This window comes from Mesorhizobium sp. P3_B5 (genome assembly GCF_056402815.1).
In genome coordinates this window covers 87,819-106,815 of record NZ_JBFUGR010000010.1, presented here as the reverse complement: position 1 = coordinate 106,815, position 18,997 = coordinate 87,819, and the positions used below count along the sequence as shown (strand labels likewise).

Annotated in this window: 20 protein-coding genes; 5 read left to right on the top strand and 15 right to left on the bottom strand. The window is 59.2% G+C overall.

Features of this window, described 5'->3' with window-relative positions; all coding sequences use genetic code 11:
• Positions 1-600 precede the first annotated feature (600 nt).
• A complete protein-coding gene (locus AC1DVW_RS22940) occupies positions 601-1,005 on the top strand; it encodes a cupin domain-containing protein (RefSeq protein ID WP_477326112.1) in 405 nt (134 codons plus the stop codon).
• 330 nt (positions 1,006-1,335) lie between these two features.
• On the opposite strand, the gene AC1DVW_RS22935 is transcribed toward AC1DVW_RS22940, so the two are convergent.
• Positions 1,336-2,424 (bottom strand): alpha/beta hydrolase family protein, encoded by a 1,089-nt coding sequence (locus AC1DVW_RS22935; RefSeq protein ID WP_477326110.1) that lies wholly within the window; start codon positions 2,422-2,424, stop codon positions 1,336-1,338.
• 471 nt (positions 2,425-2,895) lie between these two features.
• On the opposite strand from AC1DVW_RS22935, the gene AC1DVW_RS22930 reads away from it, so the two are divergent.
• Positions 2,896-3,084 carry a hypothetical protein gene (locus AC1DVW_RS22930; protein ID WP_477326108.1) on the top strand — a complete coding sequence of 63 codons (189 nt, stop codon included), beginning with the start codon at positions 2,896-2,898 and terminating at the stop codon, positions 3,082-3,084.
• A 167-nt stretch (positions 3,085-3,251) separates the two neighbouring features.
• On the opposite strand, the gene AC1DVW_RS22925 is transcribed toward AC1DVW_RS22930, so the two are convergent.
• The 8 genes from AC1DVW_RS22925 to AC1DVW_RS22890 all read right to left on the bottom strand — a co-directional run bounded on the left by AC1DVW_RS22925 (position 3,252) and on the right by AC1DVW_RS22890 (position 11,225).
• Positions 3,252-3,869, bottom strand: coding sequence for a DUF2062 domain-containing protein (locus tag AC1DVW_RS22925; protein WP_477326272.1), 618 nt, complete (start codon positions 3,867-3,869; stop codon positions 3,252-3,254).
• Between the two features lie 401 nt (positions 3,870-4,270).
• Positions 4,271-4,678: an MAPEG family protein gene (locus AC1DVW_RS22920; protein WP_477248926.1), complete on the bottom strand. Its 408-nt coding sequence runs from the start codon at positions 4,676-4,678 to the stop codon at positions 4,271-4,273.
• A 356-nt stretch (positions 4,679-5,034) separates the two neighbouring features.
• The gene (locus tag AC1DVW_RS22915) at positions 5,035-6,267 is read right to left on the bottom strand and encodes a serine hydrolase domain-containing protein (protein ID WP_477326106.1); all 1,233 of its coding nucleotides are present in this window, start codon (positions 6,265-6,267) and stop codon (positions 5,035-5,037) included.
• Positions 6,268-6,567: 300 nt separating this feature from the next.
• Positions 6,568-6,924 (bottom strand): hypothetical protein, encoded by a 357-nt coding sequence (locus tag AC1DVW_RS22910; protein WP_477326104.1) that lies wholly within the window; start codon positions 6,922-6,924, stop codon positions 6,568-6,570.
• Between the two features lie 233 nt (positions 6,925-7,157).
• Positions 7,158-9,161 carry a sensor histidine kinase gene (locus AC1DVW_RS22905; protein WP_477326102.1) on the bottom strand — a complete coding sequence of 668 codons (2,004 nt, stop codon included), beginning with the start codon at positions 9,159-9,161 and terminating at the stop codon, positions 7,158-7,160.
• A gap of 46 nt (positions 9,162-9,207) precedes the next feature.
• Entirely contained in the window at positions 9,208-9,549 is a 342-nt protein-coding gene (locus AC1DVW_RS22900) for a response regulator (protein WP_477326100.1), read from the bottom strand.
• 295 nt (positions 9,550-9,844) lie between these two features.
• On the bottom strand, positions 9,845-10,447 hold the full coding sequence (locus AC1DVW_RS22895; protein WP_477326098.1) for a general stress protein: 603 nt from the start codon (positions 10,445-10,447) through the stop codon (positions 9,845-9,847).
• 19 nt (positions 10,448-10,466) lie between these two features.
• On the bottom strand, positions 10,467-11,225 hold the full coding sequence (locus tag AC1DVW_RS22890) for a DUF4142 domain-containing protein (RefSeq protein ID WP_477326270.1): 759 nt from the start codon (positions 11,223-11,225) through the stop codon (positions 10,467-10,469).
• Between the two features lie 366 nt (positions 11,226-11,591).
• Here AC1DVW_RS22890 and AC1DVW_RS22885 point away from each other — a divergent pair, with 366 nt between their 5' ends.
• Positions 11,592-11,873 carry a hypothetical protein gene (locus AC1DVW_RS22885; RefSeq protein WP_477326096.1) on the top strand — a complete coding sequence of 94 codons (282 nt, stop codon included), beginning with the start codon at positions 11,592-11,594 and terminating at the stop codon, positions 11,871-11,873.
• Between the two features lie 591 nt (positions 11,874-12,464).
• On the opposite strand, the gene AC1DVW_RS22880 is transcribed toward AC1DVW_RS22885, so the two are convergent.
• The 3 genes from AC1DVW_RS22880 to AC1DVW_RS22870 are packed head-to-tail and all read right to left on the bottom strand — an operon-like array spanning position 12,465 to position 13,362.
• On the bottom strand, positions 12,465-12,878 hold the full coding sequence (locus tag AC1DVW_RS22880) for a response regulator (RefSeq protein ID WP_477326094.1): 414 nt from the start codon (positions 12,876-12,878) through the stop codon (positions 12,465-12,467).
• The gene (locus tag AC1DVW_RS22875) at positions 12,875-13,075 is read right to left on the bottom strand and encodes a hypothetical protein (protein ID WP_477326092.1); all 201 of its coding nucleotides are present in this window, start codon (positions 13,073-13,075) and stop codon (positions 12,875-12,877) included. The genes AC1DVW_RS22880 and AC1DVW_RS22875 overlap by 4 nt, the downstream gene beginning before the upstream one ends.
• Positions 13,072-13,362, bottom strand: a complete 291-nt coding sequence (locus tag AC1DVW_RS22870; RefSeq protein ID WP_477326090.1) for a hypothetical protein — start codon at positions 13,360-13,362, stop codon at positions 13,072-13,074. The genes AC1DVW_RS22875 and AC1DVW_RS22870 overlap by 4 nt, the downstream gene beginning before the upstream one ends.
• 260 nt (positions 13,363-13,622) lie before the next feature.
• On the opposite strand from AC1DVW_RS22870, the gene AC1DVW_RS22865 reads away from it, so the two are divergent.
• Positions 13,623-13,829, top strand: a complete 207-nt coding sequence (locus tag AC1DVW_RS22865; RefSeq protein WP_477326088.1) for a hypothetical protein — start codon at positions 13,623-13,625, stop codon at positions 13,827-13,829.
• 244 nt (positions 13,830-14,073) lie between these two features.
• Here the strand turns inward: AC1DVW_RS22865 and AC1DVW_RS22860 are convergent, their stop codons facing one another.
• A complete protein-coding gene (locus AC1DVW_RS22860; RefSeq protein ID WP_477326086.1) occupies positions 14,074-14,376 on the bottom strand; it encodes a helix-turn-helix domain-containing protein in 303 nt (100 codons plus the stop codon).
• 1,440 nt (positions 14,377-15,816) lie between these two features.
• Here AC1DVW_RS22860 and AC1DVW_RS22855 point away from each other — a divergent pair.
• Positions 15,817-16,071 (top strand): hypothetical protein, encoded by a 255-nt coding sequence (locus AC1DVW_RS22855; protein WP_477326084.1) that lies wholly within the window; start codon positions 15,817-15,819, stop codon positions 16,069-16,071.
• A 63-nt stretch (positions 16,072-16,134) separates the two neighbouring features.
• Here AC1DVW_RS22855 and AC1DVW_RS22850 read toward each other — a convergent pair whose 3' ends face one another.
• Positions 16,135-17,268, bottom strand: a complete 1,134-nt coding sequence (locus AC1DVW_RS22850; RefSeq protein ID WP_477326082.1) for a DmpA family aminopeptidase — start codon at positions 17,266-17,268, stop codon at positions 16,135-16,137.
• A gap of 94 nt (positions 17,269-17,362) precedes the next feature.
• The gene (gene xseA / locus AC1DVW_RS22845; RefSeq protein ID WP_477326080.1) at positions 17,363-18,928 is read right to left on the bottom strand and encodes an exodeoxyribonuclease VII large subunit; all 1,566 of its coding nucleotides are present in this window, start codon (positions 18,926-18,928) and stop codon (positions 17,363-17,365) included.
• Positions 18,929-18,997: the final 69 nt, after the last annotated feature.

The following is an 18,997-nucleotide window of genomic DNA, read 5'->3' as shown; positions in this document are numbered from 1 at the left end:
GCTCACGATGTAGGTCGTGGCAGGCTTGTGCTCCACCTTTTGCTGCTTCCATCTATCAACCAGCCGGACGCGCGCCCGTCCTCAAGGCCGCTGCCGGTCAGGCCCAGCGGCCTTCCGCTGCCAGTCCCCCTAGCAACCATGCCGCTGGGCCGTCTGGCGCTGAATCAGCGCCGCTGCCCTGCTGTCTTCCGATGGTTGCGCTGCTGACCGCCGCCTGTATCATTTTAATACAATCCCCAATTGGTAGACTCGCGCGGTGCACCGGCAGTTAGTGCCTCCGCCGGGCTAAAAGCCCGCGCGGATCGGGAGGAAATGATGCCTGGGCAAAAGGAAGACTTTCGAACGAACAGAGCCGACTACGCGATTGCAGCGAATGGCCAAGCGACCACGGATGACGACGATCGAGCAGAGCTAGTGGCAATAAAAAAGAAGTCCCTTTGGCTGAAAGATCGGCGATCCGCCAGATTGTCCGCAAACCCGGCGGAAAGCTCACCAGGACCGAAAGGCAGACCGCGACGCTAGGTTGCTCGAAGGAGGRCCGCTTGCTGAGGTGAGAGAAGCGACGTAGCCTATACTCTCTAGCGCAGATGGGGGTGGCAGATGACAGCGTCACGTCGAGTAATCCGGCTGACCGATGATGCATCTGGTGAAAGCCACTTCGATGACAGCGATGTACCGCTGGAACTCAAGATTTTTGCACCGCCAGCCCCGGCCGTGCTGGTTTCTTCCACTACTGACGCGTCAGGTTATGTCGTAATGCGTTTGCCCACCGGATGGACTGGCGAACGACATCCTTCTCCCCGTCGCCAGATATTCTTTTGCCTGTCGGGTATGCTCAAGGTGACAGCCAGCGACGGTACAAGCTGGATGATTGAACCTGGGACGGCGTGGTTCATGTCAGATACGCGGGGAAAGGGCCATACAACCGACGTGGTTTCCACCGGGCCGGTCGACGGGGTAATCATTTTTCTCAATGACGGCCTCGTAGGCACTACCCAGCCGTAGGAGGCCGCACCGGCCCTGTCCCGTTCCATCGAATGAACGGCGCATCTTTGCCGGTGATCTCCTTCACCGTCTTTAACAGCGCCTCATGGGCCGGCTGAAGCGCTCGGAAGTGATCGCAGCTATAGGCGATAGCAGCGGCTGGACAACGCTCCTGTGCAGCGCTTCGGCTGCCACCAGAAAGCGCTCGATTTCAGTCTCAGATAGCTGCTTGGAAGTTTGGTCCTGGCCATGGGTAGCGAACTCCGTTTGAAGGGGTCGCCGCAACGAAAGGATTATATTCCTGATCTCAATGACGTTGGCAAGGGGGACTTGGGTCGGTTGGCCAATGGCTTAATGGATAGTTGTTTTATAGCTTAGCCCCGGAAACGAAGCGTCGGGCATCAGCGCTGGTTTGCCGGCGGGGTGGCCCTTGAGGATGTCGAGAAAGAACGCGGTGGTCAGCGCGTTCGCCTGCTTGGAGTTCATGAACATCATGTGCCCCCCACGATCGAACGCAGCCAAAGCCTTGTCTTGACTGCTGATTCGATCATACGCCCACAGGGCGTTGTGTTCAGGCATTACATCGGTGTCGTCGGAAGCAAACATTATGAGTGTCGGCACCTTGACCTCCGCAATGCCCGTATCGCCAAAGGCATGCAACTCGCCGCCCGGAGCTCCGGCGACGAGAGCGGCCACGCGTTTATCCCAGAGGGGCGGCATTGGCGCCGCAAACGGATCAGCGACCCCATAGTGCGTCGCGACCGCCTGCTCGTGGCCGACGAAATTGCAAGTATCATTGGCGGATGGCTCGTTTTTGTTTACAGCGCACCAGGCGTCGAGTTCACTGAAGTTGACTCGGGCTCCTCCCGCTTGGAACACGGTGGTTCCGCCGCTCGAATGTCCCCAAACACCGATGTGGGATGTGTCGATTATTCCGGCCAGCTTGGCGCCTGGAGCTGTCAATGAATCAGCATATCCGATCACCCGGACCACGTTGGCAGGGTGATCGTAAAGCAGCCAGGTCGTCCACTGATCTTCCCGGCTAACTCCTTGATCCAGCGGTCCGCGGAGTCCAGTGTCATAGTCTGCGGCGGCGACGACGAAACCATACGATGCGAGTTGCCTACCCAACGTGCCGTATAGACCGCCGGTACCGTCGAGCCCATGGATCAAGATCACCAGGGGATAGGGACCGGTTGTTGCCGCAGGCGCATCCATCGACACCATCAAGATGGCGGCGTTGGGATCTGGTGCGGGGCCGACGGCGGGATACCAGACGATGGTCGCCATGGGGTGCTTGCCAGAAGTGTCAGGGATGGTGAACTTCTGGAGACCAATTGCGAACGGCCCTGGTTTCGTGAAGTCTGCGGCGAACACCGGTGAAAGAACGCACACTAGCCACAGGACAAGCCCGGCGAACGGAAGGCTCAAACGACCCATGATATCACCTCTAATCCGGCTGAGTATCGACGGCCTTCGGATGAGAAATTGTGGCGCAAATTGATGTTATTGACAATGCAGGTCGTTTCCTAAGTGACCTACCCCTCTTCCCGGAAATCCTGCAGCGAGGCATGCCGTAGGTCTTCCTTGCCGCGTAGGTGCTTCACACGACCGATCAGCCCCGGCTTGAGCCATTGCGTTGCCGGGCGGTTCATGCCCTTTGGCCCCGTCCCTGCGTGCTGCTGGACACGCTCCCAGAGACCGCGTACCCCGTGGCAGTGCCCCTTCTGTGGAAGGGTGTTGCTGGAATACTAGTCGGCCTTTCGTGGTGTAAGCGCCGGATGGTGGGAACAAAGTCCGCTGCTGGGAGGTTTAGTATTAGCGGAGGCTAATATGCACGGGCTTGTGCCCGCAGTCTTGGCTGCTAGGTCTAAGGACGCACAGATCCTTGGGGTAGTGGACCTTGCGAATATGACCGACGCCAAAATCGAGACAATTCGCTTGGGTGAGGCTATCCAGTTTGTCGCCAATGCCACAGTGCTTGGATATGATGTTCGTGCGGCGATGGTGTTTTTTGGAGAGCTAGGAACGCCAAGCCTTAGGGCTAAAGACTGCGAGGATCTGTGGGCAAAGTACGGCGCCGCGCTACTGGAGCCCTAAAGCAAGGCGTTCCTGCGATGCCAATCGGATATGGGGCGTTCATCAACAAAGCGGCGAGGACCATGACGAAGCCTCCAGATATATCGGGCCGTCAATGTAGGGAAGCGTCGCTATAGCGCGATATTGCCGACGAGCGGAGGCATCTCTACAGCTGCCCTACCCGCAATTCACCCTCCAGAACGGCGATGTCGAGTGGGCAGAGGGCGTGATAACACGATGTCTTCCTGCTCCTGGAGCAGGCTCCCCTTTTCGGCTAGTCGCTTGCGCCTCTGTTCGCGGAAGGCTGTCATGCCGTAGCGAGTGATGCCATAGAACAACAGGCCAAAAATCAGCCCGAGTGGCACCGCACCGCACAGCATGGGCTTTAAGACCGGTGCCCACAATTGCGAAATTGAAAGGGTCTGCAACATCTCACTCAGATGGGCTGGCCGTTCGTGACTTTGCATGTGGCCGTGCAACATGATCTTGCCGGTCTCCCAAGACGCTCCCACAACAAACGGGAGGGTCAGTGGATTGCCAAAGACAAATGTTCCTAACCCTGCCGCCACCATGTTTCCTGAAATCAGCCAGCACACGATGGCGGCAATGGCGAAATGGGACCCTAATGGAAAGAAAGACGCGAAAACCCCAGCCGCCACCCCGGCCGCGACGGCGTTTGGAGTGGCGTTCAGACGGAGAATACGCTTTGACACGTACTGAAACGATCGCGAGAAGGAGCGGCGCGGCCACATATAAATGCGCAATCGCTCGAAGAGACCATCAGGATTTCGGCGTCTAAAGAGCACTCTCTTGCCCACTTCAAACGCGGTCGTTTGAACTGATGGACCTCGTCTCTGAAAAAACGCAGCCTGTGCTGCTTTGTTCCGAATTTGCTGATCAACCGGGTGTCCGAAAGCGCATGTGCGGATAGTCGGGCAACAGTCGGAAAAAACCCAGGCTGAGAACGCGGCATAGTTTTGTACCGAGTTGAATGGGTAAAGCGTCTGGTTATCGGCATTCCGCCAACCCGCCCCTACGTCGGGCGCCCCGTTTTTCGGCTCCCTGCGCGATGCGCCACGGGCCGACGGGCTGCAGCCGATCCCAGTGACAACATCCAAAGCATCATACAACGTTCCGGATCCGCAATGTTCCCTTTCGTCCTTTCGAGTGCTGCCGGCGCCGAGGACTTCTGAAGTGGCAGCACTTTTCACCTCAACAACAGCGCCCAGGACCAATACGCACCAATCACCATTTGCACGGCGAACGCAGTGAACCTGAGACTGACTGCGACCTGGGTCGTGGAGACGAGGTGAATTATCGACTGAACTATTCGCGCGCCTAACAGTGTAGAGGCCAGCGGATCCGTGACATCTGTCTTTGAAATAATGATCGCGACTCCGAGCAGACCTCCGAAGATTGGAAGCCCTTCTATGCAGTTGGCGTGGGCGCGGGCTAACCTCTGCATAAAGGGGGAAAGAGCCGCGTTATCTGGCGTAAAGCCGTTTGCTGCGACCTTTCCAGAAATAACCAGATACGTACGGATCACTTCCATCACGATCAGCAGCCCCAGTGCCCACGAGATGAATCCAGTCAATGCAAACGCAGTCGCCGACATATGCCGTCCCCGTTGCTAGCAGTCTCGGTCGTCGCAACCAATCAACTAGTCTACCTAGTCTACCGCTATGCGTTGGTGGAGGCCAATGGCACACCAGTGGCGCATTGCTGACCGGCAGATTTGGGGGCCGAAAGGAGAAAGGCAGCTTCAGGCTACGGTTCCCTCAACGGCGGACATCAGGTGGTGCGGGCATCGTCGTGAGATGACCGATGGCGGAAGCGAGGTCCGCTAGTGAAGCTGGCTGATAAGGTGGAAGAGCACTGCCCGCCGACTTGGGCGAAGAGCTCATCGAGCACGACGAAGTCGAGCCGGCCCAGCTTGCTATGCGCGAGGTTGCTCAGCTTCTGTTGAGAGGTCTAGGCCCCCGTCAACGCGCCATGGACGAGTGCGCGCAGCTCTTTGCGCACCGGAATGGCGCTCGAAGGCAGCAGTTGCGTGAAGAGAATGACGACCAGGTCGTCGACCGGGCTCACCCAGAAGAAGGTGCCCGCCGCCCCGCCCCAGCCATAGTCACCCACTTGCGCCGAAATTTGTGCCTTAGCCGGATCGAGGATGACCGAGCCCAACAGACCGAACCCGACACCGTCAAACTGGGTTTCGGCCCAAACTTCGGTTGCCATCGAGGCAAGATCTCCCGGTAGGTGATTGCACGCCGCCAGTCTCAAAGTGCGGGGACTGAGGATGCGTTCGCCGTTGAGTTCCCCCCCAGCCCGCAGCATTTCGGCGAACCGCCAATAGTCCTCGATGGTTCCGACGAGCCCGCCTCCGCCGCAGAACGTATCAACCTTTCCTTGCCGCCACTCCGAAACTCCCGGGGCTTCGTGCAATGCCATGCCGCCAGCCGTAGCCTCATAGAGCGGGGGAAAACGGCTGATCTCAGACTCCGGCACAGAGAAGCCCGTGTCGGTCATGCCGAGGGGCTCGAAGATGCGAGTCGCGAAGTACTTGTCGAGCGTCATCCCGGAAACGACTTCCACGATACGGCCTATGACATCAGACCCGGTGCTGTATTGCCATTTCCTGCCCGGTTCCCATTCCAATGGCAGATCGGCGATCCTGCGCACCATCTTGTCGAGCCCACCGTAAGCAAGGGCGAGGCCGAGTTTTTCCTTGGCGTAAGCTTCACCGAGCAGCCGGGGGTTCGTAAAAAGGCTTAGGCCAGATGTGTGGGTCAGCAGATGGTGAATCGTCATCTTCGTTTTGACGGGCACCGTTTGATCGAGTGACGTTGCGCCCGGTATCAGAAGTTGCGCGTTTTTGAATTCCGGCAGGTAAGCTTCGACCGGATCGTCGAGATGCACGCGCGCCTCCTCGTACAGCATCATCAGCGCGACGGCGGTGACAGGCTTGGTCATCGAGTAGATGCGGGCGATAAGGTCGCGCTGCCAGGGCCGCTTGGCTTCGACATCGGCGTAACCGGCACAGTCGAAAAAGGCGAGTTCTCCATGGCGCGCGACGAGCACCGCACCACCCGGCCAGCGCCCGGTGTCGACATAGCGCTGCATCCACTGCTTCAGTCGTACCAGCCGCCCCTTGTCGAAGCCGAGGTGCGCAGGATCACGAACTGGTTCGCTACCAAATTGCCTCATCGCGCAAATGTCCTTCGCAAACAAAGGCCCTTTGGACAATCCTGCGCTCTCCCCGCATTATTGCCAATAGTTGCCTGCTTGTAGCTGCAGACGGCGTCTGCTTTCAGGAAACCCAAAAGCGGTCCCCCACGGCAGACTTGAGGCGCAAAGCGGCCGTCAGCGGCTGAGCCATTCGATGGCTTTATCGGGTCAGAAGCGGACGGTCGCTGACAACCGGCTCTAACCCAACTCCGACAGGCTTGGATTTTCCGAAAAGGGAACAGAGGCGCAACCGGCCTTGCTCGCGTCTACCCGCACCAATCAGCCCTGTACCATGGAGTGCAAGATGGCCTGCATCTGCTCCTCCAGGTCGAGTTCGCCCCTTGCTTCAACAGTCAACAGGTATTCGGCCTTGATGCGGCGGTCGACTCGGCTGGTCGCGGGATAGGAACAGATGGCCAGTAGTGCTTGTTCTTCAACTCGGTCTGCCATCTTGCGGTCGTTCGAGCTGCTACCCACTCGATGAACAACTGTATGTAGCGCAGCATAGGCGGTCTCATGGGTTGCGATCAGCGCCTGCAATTGGCGTGAGGTATCTTCACCTTCAGCAAACGCCGGTTCAACGACAGACGCAACGGCGGTGAACGCTAAAAGTGTACGGCGGGTGACTCCTGGCATGCCTCATATCCTTGCCGGCTGACGACTGCCGGCACACCATAACACCGGCGCAGTGGTTCGTAGAGGTGCTCTGCGACACGATCACATTGTCAGCTGACAAACGTGCGCTGCTCCTCCGGTTGAGCCGCGGCCCCACAAGCCACGGCCAGAAGCGGACACTGAGCCTGCCCTGGCAACTACGATCACACCGCTAGCCACTCGATTCTCGGGGGCGCGCACACTCCGCCCCGAGTTCAGGAAGCAGCGGCGGCTCCTCTAGGTTCTTCAAGGTCAACGTCAAAAATGCATACCAGCCCGCTCGGGTCGAACGTGATGGTGACGTTCCCTGCAGACTCTGGCCCAAGAAGCCTTTCAAGCATTCGTGTGCCGAACCCCTGCCGCTCAATAGCTGCAACCGGCGGACCGTCCTGCTCACGCCATTCTATTCGAACACGCTTTCGCCTGGCTTGCCCGCTTACGGTCCAGCAGATTGAGACGGTTCCGTCTTTGCACGAAAGAGCCCCGTATTTGATTGCATTGGTAATCAGCTCATGGAAACCCAATGACAGCGACAGCGCCAGCGTGGGGGAAAGCCACACCGAGTCTCCTGAGAGTTGGAACCGGTCTGCATCTGCATGCGGTGAAAGCGCCGCATTGACGACATCCCTAAGGTCGGCGCCGCTCCAGTTCTCCTGCGTCAGGATATCGTGCGCCTTCGCTAGCGACACGAGCCTGCTTGCGAGCGCCTGTCCCGCCTCAGGCAAGCTCGTCGCATTGCGAAGGGTTTGGCTCGCGATCGACTGGACAACTGCCAAGGTGTTTTTGACTCTATGGTTGAGCTCGTTGACGAGAAGCTTGCGCTGCTCTTCACCGCGCTTGCGCTCACTGATGTCGAGGCTGACCTGCACCGCACCGATAACCTTGCCAGACGTGCCTCGGATTGGACGCGCACTCGACAGAAGCGTGCGCTGAACGCCATTCGGAAGGATGTAAGCGAATTCCTGGTTGTCGGTCTGCTCGCCGCGCATCGCTCTGCTGAGTGGTCGATCTTCGCGGCTTACGGTGTGCCCATCTTGCAAAGCGATCGTGTCGATGACCAGGTCGGTAGTGCCGAAGGATTTGCGTGTGTCGGTAGGCAATCCCATGAGCTCGGCCGCAAAGCGGTTGCGTATGACCTGGCGCGCTTGTGGATCATATGTGAACCAGACTGCCGCAGGGGCTGTCTCCAGAACGGCTTCCAGTTCGAACTCGCGTTCGGCAAGCGCCCGTTCGGCGGCAAGAAGAGCGTCAGCGATCACTGCAAACTCAGAGATTGCGGTCGACATGGCTTTGACCGGTCGGCCTTGTCCCAAAGCATCAGCGCGGTTCGCCAGATCGCGGGCAGCCTTGGCGAACCCCTTGCCGACGACGTAGGCGAGCGCGGAAGAGATCAACATCGCGACAAGGGCGAGGGCGGCGATGGCTGCCAGAGACCGCCAGAACGGTGCCTGGACGACCGAGAGCGGCACGTTTGCAGTGTAGAACCAGTTGGAGGCGCCGGATCGGTAGTAGCCGGCGAGCAGCGTCACGCCCTGAAAGTTGCGCGAGGTGAACGTGCCAGAGCGGCCTGCAACCTTCTCCAGATATTCTGGCAAACCCGGCTTGCCAGTCATTTCCTCGTGCAGCGAGGATCGTGCCACATAGGCGCCTTCGCGGTCGCCGACGCCAATCGTCCAACCTTCAGGCACAGCCGGCATCATGACGTCGCGAATGTCGGCCGTCGGGACCGATATGGCGAGAAGCCAGTCTTCGCCATTCGGGCCGCGTAGGGGAATTGCAACGGCGATCCGATATTCGCCCGAGTCCGCGTAGACGCCGCTGACGATCGGCAGATTGGATTTGAGCTTGGCTAGATCCGGCGTCGACAGTGGAGAGACGAGCGGTAGCTCCGTTCCATAGGGTATCCGCGTGTTGACCAGTTGCTGCCGGCCCAGATCGCGCAGAAAGATGATGCGATGTGTGCCCTGTACCAAGCGAGCTGCTTCGGCATGCAAAGCCATGAGGTCGCCGCCAGCCATAGAGGAGGATTTGGATAGGCCTTGAACTACTGTAGCGAGGTTGGTGATTTCGCCTTCGACCACCAACGACATTTGGCGAGCTACCTGCAGAGCCTCGCTCTCGAACCGTGCCCGTTCGTTGAAAGCATATTGGGCAAGGAGATAGGCAGCAAACAGCCAGACTGGAACGACAACGGCGGTAATCAAGCCCAGCAGATACAATCGAGCTGACAGACGAGGCAACTTCCCCCAGACTGTTTTGGGCGTTCTATTCGCAGGCAAGGACATAATTGATTGCTTCCGCAAGCTGCTGCGACTCGAATGGCTTTTGAAGCGTCACGACTTGCTTGTAACGCTCATCCAGCCCTCGCAGACCATAGCCAGTGGCGAAAAGGAATGGGATGCCTCGGTCCTGGAGCACTTTTGCCACAGGAAATGATTTTTCATTTGCCAAATTTACGTCCAGAACGGCGAGATCGAAACTCTCGTCTGTTGCCATTTTTAGCGCGCTCTCAAGGCGCATCGCCGGGCCGAGAACCTCAAATCCCAACTCCATCAACATGTCTTCGATGAGCATTGCGACGAGCGCTTCGTCCTCGACAACAAGCACTCTAAGGGGCCTTTCATCTGCCAATTGCGATCGCCCTCAATCCAGTGGTGATCCTAGCGAGCGAAAAGCATGATGAGAATGATGATTGAAATTGGAGTTCCAAGAAGCCAAGCAAGATCCCACGGCCCATTGGGGCCTCCCTGAAGTTGGTCAGCACACGCCAACAATTCGCAGAAGGATTATTCGTTCCCCTGACGGCGGCTGGCTTCGATGCGATTTGCGCAGGGAAGAGCCTGTTTGCTCAATATCTTAGGGTGCAAATGCCCCGCCGCCTTAAGACAGCGGGGCATATGTATCAAAGCCGGCTGGCGGCTCGCGCACGCTCGGTGTCGACCTCGTCTTGGGTGTATTTGCCCGCGACTGCGTCGAACCCGGTCCATCCTTCAGCCTCGTAGTCCCGGCGGCGGTCGGCCACGTCCACCGAAGTGGATTGTCCAAGAATTCGTTCGGCGTCCCGTACAAGTTCTTCATCGACTCTTGCGGTGACAAGAGTTCCACCGCGACGTACGCCTTCGGCATAGACATGAGCATCCGTTTCAGGAACGCCCGAATCCGTTAGTGCACCGACAATCCCGCCGGCGGCACCACCAACGGCGGCACCAGCCACCGCGCCAGCGGCAGTTGCCGCCAGCCAACCAGCAGCCACGACCGGCCCGACGCCCGGGATGGCCATAATGCCCAACCCAGTGAGCAACCCCCCGGCACCGCCAACCAGCGCGCCGAGCCCCGCCCCACCAGCGGCGTCCTCAGCAGCCTTGGAAGTGTCACTGTCGTACCAGTCCTTCGAATTGTTGGCGACAATGCTGATGTCGGAATGGGGGATGCCTGTCGCCTCCAGTTCGCTCACCGCATCCTTGGCATCGTCATAGTTGTCGAACAGCCCTGTTAACGTTTTCATATTTGTTATCCTTCTTGTTTCAGTTTGTGCCGGCAACGACGTTGCCCTGGTAATCGAGGGCAACTGCTGCGCTCTTGCCATCCTTGCTGGCCTTGCCGCGCCAGATGCCCTGGTCGTCCTTGGTCAGCGCCGATACGTCGGAATAGCCGGCGTCCAGGATGCGGCTTTTCGCCTGTTCTTCGGTGAAGCTGTTGGCACCGGGGATGGGAGCTGACGGATTGGTTGTCTCGCTGGTCGTGACGGCGGGTGTTGCCGAAGTGGTGTCCGTCGACTTCGTCGTGCCCGTCGAGGTCGCGATCTTCTCGATCATGTCCTTGTGCATCTTGAGGGTCGGCAACGTCTCCTGTGCGAAAGACTTGAGCGTGGCGTTGTCGCCGTCCTTGGCATACGCCTCGAACAAGCTGACCGCGTCAGTATGGGCATTGCGCTGCGCCTCGACATAAGGCTGATCGAGCGGTGCCTCGGCTTGCTGAAGCTTGTCCAATTCGGCCTTGTGCTGAGGATCGAGCTCGCTGGGGACCTTCAGCTTCTGTTCACCGGCAATCGACTCCAGCTTGGCGTTGGCCGCGCCATGATCAACGATCATCTTTTGCGCGAAGTCCTTGACGCTCTGGTCAGAGATTTTGTCTTGAGCGATTTTGCTCGATTCCACCTCGAACATTCCGCCGGCTGCGGCCTTGTTGACGAAGTCCTGCGCATTTTCAGCGGTGAAGGCCGGCGTGGAAAAAGCCAAAGCGGTAACAGCGGCCAAGCAGGCCATTAAATGACGTGTTTTCATGAGTTTGCCCTCGTTGTTGCACGACTGTGCGATGAACGAGTAACCACGGTGCGCAGGCTTTGTTCCGGCGGAAAAGCGATATAGCGGTTTGGCAATGCGGCTGCCTGAGTCGCCAAAGACGACGACGGTTTTTCGCTGGAGGCGCCTGGCGCGGATCGTAAGAATGCCCAGCGACCTACCTCCGCGGGCGTCGCCACCAACTGCGCCAAATAGGGTGTTCTGTCCGGCAATGCGGGCAAGATCACGGTACAGGGGCAACGCTTCGCCAAACTCACCTGGAGCGAACCAGCCAGCCCCAACATTCAATCCCCAAAGGGACCGTGGTGTTGAAACGCTCCACTCCACAGGCTTTGAGTGGAACAGGCGATGTCAAATACAGCGACCACGGTGTCGTTTGTGGCGCCGCTGAACGTTGTAGACGCAAGTTTGGACGAGCCCGTGTGTGACCGCCATGGCGGCCAAATCGCTCACTTCTTCTTCGCTGCAGCCGCTGGATTATTTCCCGTGGGGGAGGTCGATTTGGCATCCTTTGAGTGTGCGGCTATGGCAGGTCCAGCTCCTGTCGCCTTCCTCATGTCGCCGGTTTTGCTGTCGGCCGCTTTTTTGCCCGCCGACCCTGAAAACAACTTTCCGAAAAAACCCATTTGAATCTCCCGACAACGGCTATCGACCAGTTGTGACGCCCCATCCTAAATTGCGGGTCAGGGATTTTGTTCCTCAAGCAACCGAATTGTCTCTTGCACATTTTGTTCTCGGGAACCGAAGGGACGTCAGCATCGACCGTTGATTTTTCGGCAGGATTTTCTCTAGGCCGCCTAGTTTTGCGGCGAAGGTTAAATACAGCCAAGCGTGTCGCTGCTTCGCAGCCCGATTCACCTGCGGCATGCGATAGATCAGTTCGGCGACAATCACGGGCAGCGTCACCCCAAGGCACTGCTCCAGATGGTCGCAAGTAATCGCGGAATTCGGGAACTTGATGGGCGCCGAAGACTTTTGTCTGTAATGGGAGTGCAGTCCTGATGGCCGAAGAGACGAAGCCGCCCGAAATGATGACCGAGGGCGTTAGGGCGCTGGCGCGGGAGTCAGGGCTACTAAGGAACAGATTCGCGAGATTGTATCTTTGATCGGGCTCGATCGCGCGTCGATCTTGCGCGAAGCGCGACAGTTGCTGCGCAAACGCTAGGCCAACGTTGGTGAAAGACCCAGCTGAGATCGCCAGAGCCTCATCTCGAGATGGCCTCAGAGGCGATTGAAAACGATCGACTGAACCATTTCCACGATGTCGAGTGCATTGGCAGGTTTGTAGATCACATGTCGCGGCTGCAGGGCTGCGTGATCGCCTTCCAGTGTGTCGCCCGTATAAAGAGCGAAGGGTATGCCGCTTGCGGTCAAAGTCTCCGCAATGCCAACACAGTCCCCGTCCCTCAGTTGCACATCCAGAATAGCAGCTTCCGGGCGATGAGCTGACAACCACGCCGCCGCGTCCGTGCATGAATGCACAAGCGTGACGTCAAAACCTCCCTCTGCCAACGCTGCTTCGAGTTCAATGCCTATGAACACCTCGTCCTCGAGCACAAGGACGACGGGCATTGTCTTCTCGAGCTCTTCCGGCTGCTCGACAAAAATGTCGTGCTGCTTTTGGTGCTTGTTCATTTCATCTCGCCTTTTTGGCGCGTCGCAATGGCGATCAGGAATGCTTTTGCCGCCGCATCGCAGGCGATACGCGAGGGGCCGTTGGCACTAAGAATGACGCGGGCTGCCTGCAGGGTTAAGCCATGTTTATGGGCGAATAATTCGGCATCGTATCCAGGGTCCTCGGCAAGGGGGACTTTGCCGCGGCGCGATTTCATAGCTCGTCCTCCGAGTTTTCGTCGAAATCGCCTTCCACTATCTCAATAAGCAGACCCCCGGCGTAAATGGTTTTATCGGATGGCGTTCGGTCGAATTCAATGGCTGCGGAATGGAGTTCAGCCAAACCAAGCACCAGTCGCTCGGCGTCGTGTGGGCTTAATTTTTCACATTGGTGTCGTCCCAGAATTTCGGCCGCGGTTACCGAAATGTTGACAATCCCGGTCTTGGATATCGATCGGAGGACAGATCTGTTGGCGTCTTCGCAAAAGCTGCTGGAATAACTCACGGTCCACTCCTGTCCTGGGACGGGCTTTCCCCCTCGGCGCAATGTATGCGCTTGAAGATCGGCAAAAGCAAATCGAATTCACGAATTATGTAATTTTTTCAATTAGTTAGCAGAAGGGCTAATATGATCATCTGACTGTGGTTGACCCAATTGAGTTGATGCAGCGCGCCAAGCTATTGCAGTCGAAGACGGAAATAGCTACTTGTTAGCGACTTGCACCACTTACTCATTTTGCTCAGGGCAAAAAGCAGGGGTTGAAAATGGCGGACGTGGAGAGAGAAGAGCGTCTTCAAGTGATGCTGACCGCTGAAGAGTTGGCGGCGTTGGACACTTGGCGGTTCGAAAAGCGAATGCCAAGCCGCGCTGCAGCTGTGAGGGAACTGCTCCGCAGGGGCCTGGCCGCCGACGGCTTTGTGACTGCGGAGCAGGGGAGTCATTCCGCTGAATTTGGAGTGGTTCGAAAGTGACTCTGCATGCGATCATGCGGCCTGCCGGCGCTCGTTGGCCAACACCAATATTGAAGCAGCGCTCCTGACGTCAGCAGCAAGGGACCGGATTATGGTGCGCCGCCGGCTGTGAAAAACGCAGGCGGCTCGAAAACGAAAGACAATATGATCGCGCCGGGAGGGAAGCAATCGTTCCTCGCCCACTAGGTGCGCAAGCTTTCGCCTCTACAGCGCGCGCTTGAACTTCATGGAAGGCGGGCGCTGCCTACATTTCGCTATTTTCGATTATGCCGGCTTCGCCCTGGTCTAGATGCACAGCAGGGGTATAACGCTGCAGCCGCACGCCTGGCCCTCCTTCGGTCGTTTCGCCATCTGCCATGAATACGACTCCCGCCGACTCAAGTGCTGCGCGAAGGGCTTCAAGCTTGGCTAGCGGAGGTGTCCGTCGTCCTTTTTCGAAATCACGGATGGTACCTTCGCTCAGATTCGCTTTGGCACCGAGCCTCGCCGGCGGCCAGTCCAGCAATCCCCTTGCTGCACGAGATTGTTCTGGGGTCAGTCTGGCCAATATCCTCTCCGCGGAGTTAGCATTGCAAGGTAGAAACGACTATCGGCGCCGACCGTTCCTTCAAAGCCGGAATGCGGATTGGTTGAGGGGAATTTTCGAGGAAGTTGGCAGAGTGTTCGAGGCCATTTTCGACGCTATGCAGATCCGCGAATCCATTTGCGGTCTCATAGCGGACGCGGAACGGCTGCACAGAAGCGTAGAGGATAGGGCCGGTGCAGCCCACTCGGCCGGGTAACACCGACGGCCGCACGAAAAGCAGGAGACGATGGCCGGCGCCGCAAGGGCGGGGTGTGCCTAGTGGAAGGCGCCGGCCAAGCGGATCATCGGGTCCGCCGCGCACCAGCAGCCTTAGCTGACTCTTTACGTTACGTCAGCCGAACATTCTTGAGTGACACAACGCTGCCTCTGCGGTGATGCAAAGTGGGCACACCTCAAATCATCTAGCCACCCTGTGGCTAGATGCCGAGGCCCGAGTGTCCCTGTCGCTGTGTGGGAACTCGATACAAGGCGACTGCGCTCAGCGCCGCGTAGTCGAGGCCGCGAACGACGTCATTGTCACCGATTTCGCGATGCAGTGGATGTCCTCCGCTTTGCGCGCTGCACGCGATCGCCGATCGACCGGCCAATGTCCCGTTGCTGGACAAGCACTGGCGATTTGGCGCCCGGCCCCGACGGCCGGCCGAACATTGCCGTCCAGGACGTGGCTGACGCCCACTGGAAGCTTTACAACGAGAAGCCGCCATCGAGGCGATATTTGGCCCCATCGAGCGTATCGATATTTGGCCCATCGAGCGTATCAAAGCGATCTCGGGGGTCGATTGACCCCCGGCCTATGCAATCGCTGGCTTGCCCAAGCAGGCGCCGTTAGATCAGCGGCGCCCCTCTCTGATGTGGTCACTGCCTGAAGAGAAGGACGGCAAGGAATCGAACACCATCTCTGATCTCGTGGACTGCGGAACCATACGAAGCGATACGGGAAGATTTCTGATTTTGGCCCAATAAAACCAACGTCTTTGATATGTCCTCCGGGCCCGCCACTCGGCGCGGCGGAAAGAAGCAGGATCGCGCGCAGAGTCGACATTGCATGAGGATGTCACTATATAGCGGCGGCTTCGACCGCGTACCTCTGGTTGCGCCCACGAAGCAGCAGTAAATGTGCTACGTATTGTGATACCTATTGTGATACAAATCGGTCCTCGTAACCGGAAAAAAGCAAATAGAAACAGTAGCATAGGGTCGCGAGCGATCCCAGCCAACGGTACCAGTCTCCTCAAGAATCAGAACGTGTTGCTTGAACCTTCCATTTCCTTCGGCTCAGTGGACCTTGGACAAGATCGGCTTGCCGGGCGAAGCCGACTCGGCTCGAATGGGCACATGCATCCTTTCCGGGATGGCGACGTTTATGATTACCAACCGGCATAGCCGCCAGGGAACAGCAGCATGAGTGAACACGCGATCGAGTTCTTGCGCGGGTGGATTGGTGAAAAGGTCCAGTGCCAGCCTTCGCCGGCCAAGATCGAAAAGCAGGCCGAGACCCTCGCCAGGGAGTGTGCGGCCAAGGCGGCTGAAGTCGGTATACCCCTGGAAGACATCCAGGAAGAAGTCGGTGACATTCAGGAGCTGATTGCGTCGCGGCTCGAAGAGGCGGCCGAGGCCGACCAGAGCCAAACGAATTCGGGCAAGTCTGCCGGGTGACGGGTCTATCCCGGCGAAAGCACCGGGCACCGCGGCGGTTGCCGAAACCTGCGTTGCGCCGTTCTATTTTGGGCCAACCTCGCCAAATCTCTCCTTGAGCCATGCTTTCGGAAGCGCCGGCACGAAATTGCCGTCGCGTCCGGTCATATCTTCATTGGCGACCAGAGCGTTGAGGATCGCTTCCTCCACGCTCCGGATCACAGCATCGAAAAACGGATCGATGTCGGTGTCGGGAACAAAATCGGCGCTGGCGATCCGGCCGGATTGCGCCAGTGCCGCGCTCGCATTGGCAGTCGAGAAGGCTATAAAAATATCGCCTGAGCTATGATAGCCGAAGCCTCCGGTCATGGCGACGCCAAGCGGCACCCGGCGGGCCAGCCGCTTCATCTGATGTGGCAGAAACGGCGCGTCGGTGGCGATGACGGCGATAATCGAACCTTTTTCCGCATGCAGCGCGGCGTCGCGGATCGCCGGCTCGGCAAGTTCAGGCGCGGCGCGCAGGCCGCGAACCGTAAAATTGCGCAGCTTGCCGAAATTCGACTGCACGAAGGCGCCGACCGTGTAGCTGCAACTTTGCCATTCGACGATGCGCGATGCCGTGCCGGAGCCGGCCTTGAAGCCGAAGGTGACCATGCCGGTGCCGCCGCCAACGCTGCCTTCCTCGATCGGTCCGCCGCCGGCACCGTCAAGTGCCTGGGCAACATGCTCTGATGTCAAATGGTGGCCGTTGATGTCGTTGAGGAAGCCGTCATAGGTCTCCGCCGCCACCGGCAGGCCCCAGCCGCTGTCGAGTGCGGCCGGCAATACGTGCTGCATCCAGCGCAGCGTGCCATCGCGTGAGACACCGCAGGAATGCGTGTTGGTGATGGTGATCGGGAAATTGAAGGCGCCGGTCTCCTCGACGATGTGCGAGCCGGTCAGTTCGCCATTGCCGTTCTGGCTAAAGATGCCGGCAAAGACCGGCGTGGCAAGGTCGGCGCGCGGCCTGGGCAGGATCGTCGTCACGCCGGTGCGCACTGGACCCTTGCCGACGATCAGCGGCCCGTCGCCGGAGATCAGCGTCGTATAGCCGACGGCCACGCCTGATACATCGGTGATGGCATTGAAGGCGCCCGGCGTGCCATCGAACGGGATCGCGAAAGCACGGGCGCGCGGCTTGCCCGATGGCGTCTGCAGATGCGGGTCGTATCCGGTCATGCCGTCTCTATCTCTTTGTTTTGACGCAATTCCCTAGGGAAAGTGCTACGCGCTTTTCCCGGGAAAACCGCTTCACACTTTTTCTGGAATTGCTCTAGAAAAGCGATCCCTGACCGCCTGCTGCCTTGGCTTTAGTTGCTGGTTTGGCAGTGGGCTTCGGCCGTTCCGTGCCGCTCGTCGCGACCGCATCCGCGATGCCGTCGGCGAACTCCAGCAAGAGTGCTGATCCCGACACCACGTCCTCGGCCCGCTTGATCACCGCGCCGTCGGCGTCCTTGACCAGCGCAAAGCCACGCGCCAGCACCGCCTTGTGCGATAGTGTCGCCAACAGGCGGTCGGCCTGGGTCAGGCTTCCGCGCAAGCGGTCCAGCCGCCTCGATATCGCCTGGTCCTGCCGCCACGACAGGCCCGCCACGGCGTCTGCCTGCAATTTCTGCCGCCTCGCGATCGGCGCCGGCGACAGGCGTGCCGCAGTGCGTGAAAATCGCGCCCGCCGTTCGCGTACGATGCCGAAGAAGGCTGCTTGCGCCCGGGCGAGGTCGCGGCCGGTCAACGTGCGGGCCTCGTTGATGCGCCGCGACAGTGTGGCCGGTGTCAGCCGCTGCCCGGCAAGCCTGGCCCGCTTGCGATCGATGCTGACGCTCAACGCCCGGCCCAACCGGCTCGTCGCTTCATCCAGGCGCCGACGCGGCAGCGCCAGCAACTGGTCGGGCGAGGGCAGCGCACGGGCGGCCGCGCGCACCGCCTGCCGCTTGCGTTCGAAACCGCGCGAAACGGCGGCCTTCAGCCTTGCGGCGAGACTGGCAAGCGTCGCTTCGAGGTCCGCTTTCACCGGCACGGCAATTTCGGCGGCACCGGTCGGCGTCGGCGCCCTGACATCCGCCACCAGGTCGATCAGCGTCCAGTCGGTCTCATGGCCGACGGCAGAAATCACCGGAATGCGCGAGGCGGCGACGGCCCGCGCCAGCGCCTCGTCGTTGAAGCCCCAGAGGTCCTCGAGGCTGCCGCCGCCGCGCGCCACGATCAACAAATCGGGGTGCGGGATGGCGCCGTCCCAGGCGAGCGCATTGAAGCCGTTGACGGCGGCAGTGACCTCGGCGCCGGCCGTTTCGCCTTGCACCCGCACCGGCCAGACCAGCACGTGCAGCGGAAAGCGGTCCTTGATGCGGTGGATGATGTCGCGAATGACCGACCCTGTCGGCGAGGTGACGACGCCGATGACGCGCGGCATGTAGGGCAACAGCCGCTTGCGGCCGGCATCGAACAGGCCTTCGGCCTGCAGTCGCCGCTTGCGTTCTTCCAAAAGCGCCATCAGCGCTCCGGCGCCGGCGGGCTCGAGGTTGTCGATGACGATCTGGTAGTTGGATTTTCCGGGGTAGGTGGTGAGCTTGCCGGTGGCAATCACCTCCATTCCCTCTTCGGGGCGGAATTTCAGCCGGCTCATCGTGCCCTTCCAGACCACGGCATCGAGCCGCGCCCGGTCGTCCTTCAGCGCGAAATAGGCATGACCGGAGGAATGCGGCCCGCGATAGCCTGAAATCTCGCCGCGCACCCGCACATTGCCGAAGACATCCTCGACGGTGCGCTTCAGCGCGCCGGAAATCTCGCTCACCGTGTATTCGGCGGCATTGGTGCGTGATTCGGATGCTGCATCGCTCATGGGCCGATTGGGGGACTGTTGTCCGCCCGCGTCAAGACGGCCGCGCTTTTCGGTTCGGTTTCATAACGT